The sequence below is a fragment of the Candidatus Eisenbacteria bacterium genome, assembly GCA_035712145.1.
Lineage (GTDB): Bacteria > Eisenbacteria > RBG-16-71-46 > RBG-16-71-46 > RBG-16-71-46 > DASTBI01.
Genome location: DASTBI010000163.1, coordinates 62,674 through 71,321, shown reverse-complemented (window position 1 = coordinate 71,321; position 8,648 = coordinate 62,674). Strand labels below are relative to the sequence as shown.

Sequence of the window (8,648 nt, the reverse complement as noted above, 5' to 3'; positions counted from 1 at the left end):
CGGCCCTGCGGCGCGCCGCGCTCCACCTCGATCTTGTCGAGCGCGCGCCAGTCGGCGAAGGTCACGAGCCGGGGCTGCCGTTCCCGCAGCAGCGTCTCGAACGCGGCAGGGTCGGGCGAGGCCGGCGCCAGCAGCTTACGGGCCGCGGCGTCCTCGACCAGCGCGTTCACGGTCTCGACCGAATCGGCTTTGTTGTTGCCGATCACGCCGGAGGGACCCCGCTTGATCCACCCGGTCACGTAGTGGCCCTGGAGCTGGGCGCCGTTCACCGCATTCAGCACACGGCCTTTCTCGTGCGGCATCGTGCCGCGCCGGTCGTCGAACGGCAGCTCGGGCAGCGGCACGCCCTTGTAGCCGACCGAGCGGAAGACCAGCCCGACCTCGAGCTCGAACTCCTCGCCGGTCGGCTCGGCTCGGACGCCGGTCTCGTCCTTGACCAGACGATTCCTGGCGAGCTTGAGCGCGCGCACCTTTCCATTCGCATCGCCGAGGATCTCGAGCGGAGAGACGCAGAACCGGATGTGGAGTCGCCGGTGCTTGCCGGAGGCAGGCTTCTTCGAGAAGCCCTGCACGATGTCGACCTTGGCCTTCATGGTCGCTCGTCCGGACGCCAGCTCGCCGGCGCTCGCGGCATCCAGCGCGCACTCGTCGGCATCGACGATCACGTCCGCGTCCTCCAGCTCGCCAAGCTCCTTGACCTCGACGGTGGTGAAGGCGGCCTGGACCACGCCGCGGCGGCCCAGCATGTACACCTCGCGCACCTTGCTCTTCGACAGCGCCTCGATCGCTTCGTCCGCCATGTCCGTCTCGGCGAGCTGCCGGGGCGTGAGGCACAGGATGCGCGCGACGTCGACCGCCACGTTCCCCATGCCGATCACCGCCGCGCGCTCGACCGACAGATCGAACTCGCGATCGCGAAAGTCGGGGTGGGCGTTGTACCAGGCGACGAACTCGGTGGCCGAGTGACTGCCCGCCAGGTCCTCGCCGGGAATGCCGAGGCGCCGGTCGGTCTGGGCGCCGGTGGCGTAGAGGATGGCGTGGAAGTGCGACTCCAGGTCGGCGCGCTTCACGTCGCGGCCGTACTCCACGTTGCCGAAGTAGCGGAAGCGCGGATTCGTCGCGATCTTCTCGTAGATCGCGATCACCGACTTGATCTTCTGGTGATCGGGCGCCACGCCGCCGCGCACCAGGCCGTACGGAGTCGGCAGCCGCTCGAGCATGTCCACCTGGACGCCCTCCTGCTTGAGCAGGGCTTCCGCCGCGTAGAAGGCCGCGGGGCCCGAGCCGATGATTGCGACGCGCGTCAAGCGGGCTGCGGACTCGCGCACGCGCGACACTTACGCGCGGCGACCGGAATGATCTCCTTGCACTCGGGACATTCCTTGGTGTTCGGCGCACTTGCGGGCGGAGGCTTCAGCAGCGCCTTGGTGATGACGAACACCGCCATGGCGACGATGATGAAGTCGAGCACGTTGCCGAGGAAAGCGCCGTAGGTGATGGCGTTGGCCGGCGAGCCGTCGGGCTTGCGGCTCAGCACGAAGCTCATCTCGCGCCATGTGCCCCCCGGCATCGCCAGGCCGATGACCGGCATGAGCAGGTCGCTGACGATCGACGACACCACCTTGCCGACTGCCGCGCCGATGACCACGCCGACCGCCAGCGCCAGAGCGTTGGTCTGGAGCAGGAATTTCTTGAAGTCTTCGAGCATGACGCCCTCCGCGTTGAGGTCGTGCGCCACGGGTCGTCTGCCGGGTCTCTCCCCCACGGCCGGCGGACTCTAGCACGCGCCCCTCCGGCAAAGGCGGCTCGCGCTCGTCTTGACGCGCAGGATGCGGGCTTCTAGCGTCTGACCCATGGAGGCGCGCACGCTGTCCCGGATCGAGCCCGCGCAGGACGTGCTGGCGGCGAGTCGCAAGTGGCTCGAGCCGGTGCGCACCGCGCTCGATCGCGACTTCCTCGCCGCCTATCTGACCGGCAGCGTGCTCACTCAGGGCTTCGATCCAGTGCGCTCGGAGATCAACGCGCTGATCGTCGCCCGCCTCCTGGCCCCCGAGACGCTCGACGCCCTGGCCCGGGCTCTGCCCGCCGGCAAGAAGCCGCCCCGCTTCGCTCCGCTGTTCATGACCCAGCGGCAGATCGAGAAGTCGTTGGACAGCTTCCCGATCGAGTGGGTCGAGATCCAGGAGCAGCACCTGCTGATCGAAGGCCAGGACGTGCTCGGCAACCTTCAGGTACCGCGCACGTATCTGAGGCTGCAATGCGAGCACGAGCTGCGCGCCAAGCTGATCCTGCTGCGCCAGAGCTACGTGCTCTCGGCGGCGAAGCCCGACCGGCTGGAAGCGGTGCTGCGCACGACCTCCAGCGGGTTCGCGACCTTGTTCCGCACCTTGTTGCGCCTGGCCGGCGAAGCGCCTCCCGCCGACACCGCGCAGGTGATCGAGCGGGTGGCGGACGTCCATCATCTGAACGCCGAGGGCCTCCTCGGGATCTACCTGGTCCGCTCCAACCCGCGCCGCTACCGGGGCCACGAGCTGCTTCCGCTCTACCGCAAGTTCCTCGCGGAGATCGAGCGGCTCGTGAGCGTCATCGACGGCATGCCCGTGACATGAGAGCCGGGCGCGCCGCGGCGCGCCTGACCTGGGCACTCGCGCTCGCCGGGGCGCTGGCCGTCATCGATTGGAGCGCTCCCGAACACTTCGCGAATCCGGCATGGGCCCAGGACTCGGCGTCCTTCAAAGAACCCGAGATCGGCCGGCCGGCAGGATTCGTGAACGATCGCGCCGGCGTGCTCCAGGAGTCCACCGTGGCGCAGCTCGAGTCGTTCCTCGATCAGCTGCGCCAAAAAACCGGCGCCGAGTTCGCGGTGCTGACCGTGCGCTCCACGGCTCCGCTCTCGCCGGCCGAGTACAAGGTGAAGGTCTTCGAGACCTGGGGCCTTGGAAAGAAGGGCGAGGACAACGGACTTCTCCTGCTGCTCGCGATCGAGGAGCGCGAGGCGTGGTTCGAGACCGGCTACGGCCTGGAAGGCATCCTCCCCGACGGTCTGGAAGCTCGCATCGTCCGCGAGGAGATGTCTCCGCGGTTTCGCGCCGGCGACTACGATGGATGCATCGTTGCCGGCGTGAAGGCTGCGGCCGCGCGGATCGCCAGCGACAAAGGCGTCACGCTGACCTGGAACGGCCAGGAGCTTCGTTATCGCCAAGGCACCACGCGCCGGCAGCGCGCCACCGTGCTGTCGTTCTTCATCTGGATGATCGTGCTGGCGCTGTTCGCGGCCTCGTTGAGCCAGAGACGGCGCATGCGGCGGCGCGGATTCTGGGGGCCCTACTGGGGCGGCGGGATGGGCGGCTGGGGCGGGGGATTCGGTGGTGGCGGCTTTGGCGGCGGCGGTTTCGGAGGTGGTGGCTCGTTCGGGGGCTTTGGCGGCGGAGCGAGCGGAGGCGGGGGCGGGGGTGGGCGTCTGTGATCGGCCGGCGGTGTCGGGGCCGGCCTGAAAGGAGCATGGGTTCATGAAACGAGGAGGCCTGATCGTCGCAGTCGTGGTGGTGGTGGTGCTTCTCGGCCTGGTCGGGCAGGGCTGCGGCGCTTACAACCGGCTGGTGACTTCCCGTGAGACGGTCGAGCAGCGCTGGTCGCAAGTCGACAATCAACTTCAGCGTCGCAACGACCTGATCACCAATCTCGTCGAGACGGTCCGCGGCGTGGCCAACCAGGAACTCGCCGTGTTCGGAGAAATTGCGAACGCGAGAGCCCAAATGGCGGGGGCGCGCACACCCGAGCAGCAGGTCGAAGCCGGCCGCGCGATGGATTCGGCGCTCGGACGGCTGCTGGTGGTGGTGGAGAACTACCCTCAGCTGCGGAGCAGCGATCTCTTTCGTCAGCTGATGGACGAGCTGGCGGGAACCGAGAACCGGCTGGCCACGGAGCGCATGCGCTATAACCAGCAAGTCCAGGATTACAACATCATGGTTCAGCGTTTCCCCACGAATGTCTACGCAGGGGTGCTGAACTTCAAGCAGGCCACCTACTATCAGATTCCGGAGGGCGCTCGCGCCGTGCCGCGCGTCGACTTCAGCGGGGTCGGGGAGAAGAAGTAGGGCGCCGCGCGCGCCGCGCGGGCCCCCCGAGCGGGTCGAGCACGGGGTGATCGGCGGCGGCAGACGCGCGCTCGTGCGCGGCGTCGGCCGCCAGACCACGGACGCGGTGCTCGACGTACGCCAGGCCCCAGCGCACGATGGCCACCGAGGCGTCGAAGTAGGGCTCCGGTTCGAAGGCGTTGGTCGCCTCGAGATCGCGCGCGATCGTGATCAGCCGGGCGAAGCGTGACACCCGGCCGCTGGCGTCGCGCTCCGCCATGCCGGCCAGCGCTCGGGACCCGCTCTCGCCGGCGCTCCACTCGGCCATCCGGACGGCACGCTCGACGTCGCGCCGCACCGCGGAAGGAAGCGCCGCCGTGCTGGGCTCCAGCCGAAGAACCGCCTCTTCACCGGCGGTGTTCCGTGCCGGGTCCGACTCGCGTCCAGCCAGCGCGTCGAGCGCCTCCAGCAGCGCTTCGGCCTGACGCGCGGAGCGAGCCGCGTTGCGCAAGGCCAGCGAAGCCGTGTGACACAACACGTCCATGGCTTCGAGCCGCGGGGCGCCCACCTCGGCGCCGTCGATGCGCTCGTCGGCGACGATCAGGCCCATCAGTCCTTCCGGTCCACGCAGGGGGGCGATGACCGCGATGCCGGCCGCGACGAACGCTCGCAGCTCGGCCTGGAGCTCGGGGAAACGATCGAGGTCACGCCGGCGAACCGGACGGCCGAGCCCCGCGAGGAGCGCCAGCAGCTCGCTCTGCGGCTCGAGCGAGAGCGGCTCGATGCGGCTTGCCCCGTCACCGCGCACGGCGCGAGCGCGCAGCGCGCCACCGGCTTCATCGGCTTCGAGCAGCGCCACCATGCCCGCCCCGAGCTGGGCCTGGGTCTCGATCAGGAGTCGTCGGGTCAGGGCATCGCTGTCCAGCGAGGCATGGAAGTCGCTCGCGAACTGGTCGGCGAGATCGCGCATCCGTTGCTGATCCAGAAGCTCCGCGTGGCTGCGGCGAGCCTCCTCCCTGGCCTGACCGAGCTCGTGCTCGGCGGCGCGACTCCTGCGCCGCGCTTCACGCGATTCGGCCGAGCGCGCCAGCAGGCGCCGGATGCGGGCGATGAGCTCCTTGGGCGAGAAGGGCTTCGCCACGTAGTCGTCGGCGCCACGCGACAATCCCTGGAGCCGGGCTTCGGTTTCCGCCGCCGCCGACACCATGATGATCGGGAGCTGAGGATCCTCCGGGTCCTGCCGGAGCACCTCGCACACCTCGTATCCGCTGCGCTTGGGCAGGCGCACGTCGAGCACCACGAGATCGGGGCGCTCCCGCGAAGCCAGCCGCAGCGCCTCTTCCCCGTCGCTCGCCTGGAGCACACGGAAGCCGTAGGCGTTGAGCGCGATGGTCAGCAGCTCGACCACGCGGCGGTCATCGTCGACCACCAGGATGGATGCGGGTGTGGAAGTCTCGGGAACGCCGGCCAGGCTCACGCCGTTTCTCCTTGAAGGCCCAGCGCCTCGACCACCCGCAGGAGATCGCCGCGCTCGAAAGGCTTGCGCAGCGCGAGGCGAATGCCGGCCAGCGTCGCGACCTTCTCGTCGTGCGCGTCGCGCACGAGGGCGACCGCGTTCATGGCCGCGAGCTCGCGCAGGTGGTCGCCCCGGGGTGAATCGGGCAAGGCGACATCGACGAACAGCACGTCCCAGCGGCCGGGCCCCATGGCGTGGCGAAGCTCAGACGCGCTCGAGGCTGATTCCACGCTGAAGCCCTGCGCCTCGAGCAGACGCTGGAGGAAGATCCGGCCGACGATCGAATCCTCGACGACCAGCGCGCGCCGGCTGGCACGCAAGGACATCCGCGGCGGTGGCGCAGGCTCGGGATCACGCAGCGGCTCGACGTCTTCGGGACGGAGCTCGATCAAGGCCGGCTCGGGCGCCCTGGAAACCGGCTCCGGCCGCTGGACGGAGCTCTCCTCGGGCGCGGAAGAGGGTGACGGGCGCGGAGCGAGCGGCGGCGAGGGCGCCGGCATGGGCGTCGGCTCGACTCCCTTGAGGAGACGCGCCGGATCGACCACCCAGAACACTTCACCATCGGCGTTGCGCACCGCCGGTCCCAGGCTCGCTCCTGGCGCGGCGCCTGACTCTTCGGTGGGCTCGGCGGGCATGCGCCACACCAGCCGGTCCGCGACCACGAAGGCGCGCCGCAGACCGAGCGCGACCAGCACGGCGGGGCGCTCCAGACTCGAGGACGGCACGGTGACGAAGGGGTTCAGCACGGGGCAGCCTTCCCGCCGCGCCAATGCTTCCAGAGCTGAAGGCTCGATCAGCCGGATCCGGATCACCGAGTGCCACGGAATGGCGAGACCCAACGTGCCTTGCTCGAGCATCAGGTACATCGCGCGCGCGGAAGCCACCGGCACGCGCAGCACGAACGAGCGGCTCTCGCGCGCGGCCCCCAGGCTTCCTTCGACGGTCTCGAGCAGCGAGGCCGCCGCCGTCAGGTGGTCGAGCCGCACCTCGGGCAGCGTGACCTCGAGCGCGCCGTCGTCCCAGGACGCGGCGAGCGGCCGCCGGGGAGGGTGCTCACCGAGCGCCATATCGATCGCCGCCCTCGAGGTCGCGGCGACCACGCCGGTGAGACGAACGGCGGCGAGTCGTTGCACGCCCGAGATCGGCAATCCAGCGAGCGCCTCGGCAGCCGACACCGATCCGTTCCCCGAATCGCTGTGAAGCTCGGCGGTGGGCTCGTTCGGGTTCACCGTGGCTCCTCTCCGGTTCCGGGCGTACGCCGTTCGCTGCCGCGATCCGGTAGCCCGCGCTCCTGGCTCAGCAGCCGCAGGCGGGCGGCGCGGCCAGGATCGCTGCTTTCCGATGGCGCGGAGGACGAGGGCGCGGGAGGGGCCAGCCGGGCGATCAGGCCGGTCATCTCGCGCGCGTCGGTCTCGAGCGTCCGCATCAGGCTCTCGGCGGCGCGCGACGCGCGTTCGCCGGTCGCCGACAGCCGCTCTCCCTTGCGGGTGGCGTCCTGGATCATCTCCCGGATGCGGTCGAGCAGCCTCGACACGTCCTCGAGCGCGCGCGGCGAGGAAGGCGGCGCCTGGATCTCGTCGAGCTTCCCGGCCACCCGCTCGCGCACGGACTGCATCTCGCTCGAAGCCGCGGCGACATCGCGCTCGACGTCCAGCGTGAGCTTCGACGCACGGGCGACGACCGCGCGGATGTCCATGACCAGCCGGCGCGTCTCGTCGGCGCGCTCGGCCTTGCCGCTGGCTGGATCGAGCGTGCTGTTGAGCGCGATGAGCGTGGCCCGGTTGGCCAGCACCGGCACCTGGCTCGCGATCTCCTCCACCCGGCCGAGGCCGCGACCGAGGTGCTCCACCGTGCGGCTCGAGCCTTCCACCAGGGCTTCGATCGCCTCCCGAGCCGAGGCCGCCATCGCCGCCTGGAAGTCCCCCGGAGCCGCGGATCCCACCACGGTCTGCGCCAGCTCCAGGCTGAGCCGCTGAAGCTCGCGGACCGTGGTGAGCAGCGCCGTGGCTTCCACGAAGCCGCGCTCGGCCTGCTCGGCGGAGTCGCGCGCCGCGTCGAGAGCACGCTCCATTTCCGACGCCACCTGCCGCGCCGCTTCGAGGTTCTGCTCCCGCACCTCGTCCCAGCGGCGAAGGCCTCGATTCAGGGCCTCGACGACCGGCCCGACGGGACCGCCTTCGGCGCGAAGCTCCATCCATCGCTCCTCGGTGCTCCAGCGCTCGAGGGATTGCCGGACCGCCATGAGCTGGTCGCGAAGCGTGCCCAGCTCTTCCGCCGCGGTCTCGGTCTGGCGATGGCGGACGAGCAGCTCATCGATCTGCGCCGAGAGGTCCGCAAGCTCTCCCCAGCCGGATACCGCCCCAAGACCGCCCGGGGCTGCGGCCTCGCGCCGCGCCACCACTGCGGCGAGTCCTCTGGCTCGGACGACGATCCCGCGATCCAGCCAGAAGGCCATCGCGGCTCCGGCGACCACCGCTGCGCCGGCAATGACCGAGAGTCCCGAGACGACCGCATCCAGATTGGTTTCGGGTCCGATCTGGAGACTGACGACCAGTCCAATGCCGACAGCGGCGACCAGAGCGCCTACGAGGCACGCGATCCAGATACGGAGCCGGAGCGTGGAAAACGGGCGCGCTCGCGCGGGAACCGTGCTCCGGTCGGGTGGGTGGTCGGTCATGGGTGTGTGGTCGCCCGACAATGGGTGTGAAGCGCGGGATCCCGATCCGCGCAACTGCAAGAGCCATACCCTGCTTCGGCAGTGTCCCCGCCGACTTCAAGCCCTGGCGCTCGCCAGGCTCGCGGTCCTCTCGCCACGTCATCGGGTTGCGTGACGCAAATCGCCGTGCGATTTCGCGCACCGATTCTAACGCGCTGGCAGGCGTCGAGTTTGGCCGCCGCGAGGTATCAAAACCTTTTCATGGGTGACAAATCCATTGCGAAAAGCGGCGCACACAGTGGACCGGACGAGACACTTTCTCGACCTATCCAACCATCTCATTCCTGAACGATTAGCCGGGGGAAATGGCCCCGGCTCCTGGGCCTTCCGACGCGAAGTG

8 protein-coding genes are annotated in these 8,648 nt (G+C 69.7%); 3 read left to right on the top strand and 5 right to left on the bottom strand.

All coding sequences use genetic code 11. The features are described 5' to 3' along the window. Together VFQ05_11310 and mscL are read right to left on the bottom strand one after the other, a co-directional pair. Positions 1 to 1,307, bottom strand: a 1,307-nt coding sequence (locus tag VFQ05_11310) for an FAD-dependent oxidoreductase (GenBank protein ID HET9327354.1), incomplete at its 3' end; no start/stop codon positions are given. Next, on the bottom strand, positions 1,304 to 1,708 hold the full coding sequence (gene mscL, locus VFQ05_11305) for a large conductance mechanosensitive channel protein MscL (protein ID HET9327353.1): 405 nt from the start codon (positions 1,706 to 1,708) through the stop codon (positions 1,304 to 1,306). The genes VFQ05_11310 and mscL, both read right to left, overlap by 4 nt. Before the next feature lie 145 nt (positions 1,709 to 1,853). Here mscL and VFQ05_11300 point away from each other — a divergent pair, with 145 nt between their 5' ends. Genes VFQ05_11300 through VFQ05_11290 form a run of 3 tightly spaced genes read left to right on the top strand, consistent with a single transcriptional unit; the run spans position 1,854 to position 4,097 of the window. Further along, positions 1,854 to 2,609: a hypothetical protein gene (locus VFQ05_11300; GenBank protein HET9327352.1), complete on the top strand. Its 756-nt coding sequence runs from the start codon at positions 1,854 to 1,856 to the stop codon at positions 2,607 to 2,609. Continuing rightward, positions 2,606 to 3,466: a TPM domain-containing protein gene (locus VFQ05_11295; protein ID HET9327351.1), complete on the top strand. Its 861-nt coding sequence runs from the start codon at positions 2,606 to 2,608 to the stop codon at positions 3,464 to 3,466. Before VFQ05_11300 ends, VFQ05_11295 begins: the two co-directional genes overlap by 4 nt. 43 nt (positions 3,467 to 3,509) lie before the next feature. Beyond that, positions 3,510 to 4,097, top strand: coding sequence for a LemA family protein (locus VFQ05_11290; protein HET9327350.1), 588 nt, complete (start codon positions 3,510 to 3,512; stop codon positions 4,095 to 4,097). Here the strand turns inward: VFQ05_11290 and VFQ05_11285 are convergent. From VFQ05_11285 to VFQ05_11275, 3 genes are read right to left on the bottom strand one after another with little or no spacing between them, the layout of a single operon-like run. Next, positions 4,072 to 5,553 carry a response regulator gene (locus VFQ05_11285; GenBank protein ID HET9327349.1) on the bottom strand — a complete coding sequence of 494 codons (1,482 nt, stop codon included), beginning with the start codon at positions 5,551 to 5,553 and terminating at the stop codon, positions 4,072 to 4,074. The genes VFQ05_11290 and VFQ05_11285 overlap by 26 nt on opposite strands. Beyond that, entirely contained in the window at positions 5,550 to 6,821 is a 1,272-nt protein-coding gene (locus VFQ05_11280) for a response regulator (GenBank protein ID HET9327348.1), read from the bottom strand. Before VFQ05_11280 ends, VFQ05_11285 begins: the two co-directional genes overlap by 4 nt. Next, positions 6,818 to 8,269, bottom strand: a complete 1,452-nt coding sequence (locus VFQ05_11275) for a hypothetical protein (protein HET9327347.1) — start codon at positions 8,267 to 8,269, stop codon at positions 6,818 to 6,820. Before VFQ05_11275 ends, VFQ05_11280 begins: the two co-directional genes overlap by 4 nt. Positions 8,270 to 8,648: the final 379 nt, after the last annotated feature.

Bases quoted from the DNA above. Each gene is read 5' to 3' on its own strand.
- mscL (HET9327353.1), bottom strand. From the start codon at position 1,708: ATGCTCGAAGACTTCAAGAAATTCCTGCTCCAGACCAACGCTCTGGCG.
- VFQ05_11300 (HET9327352.1), top strand. From the start codon at position 1,854: ATGGAGGCGCGCACGCTGTCCCGGATCGAGCCCGCGCAGGACGTGCTG.
- VFQ05_11295 (HET9327351.1), top strand. From the start codon at position 2,606: ATGAGAGCCGGGCGCGCCGCGGCGCGCCTGACCTGGGCACTCGCGCTC.
- VFQ05_11290 (HET9327350.1), top strand. From the start codon at position 3,510: ATGAAACGAGGAGGCCTGATCGTCGCAGTCGTGGTGGTGGTGGTGCTT.
- VFQ05_11275 (HET9327347.1), bottom strand. From the start codon at position 8,269: ATGACCGACCACCCACCCGACCGGAGCACGGTTCCCGCGCGAGCGCGC.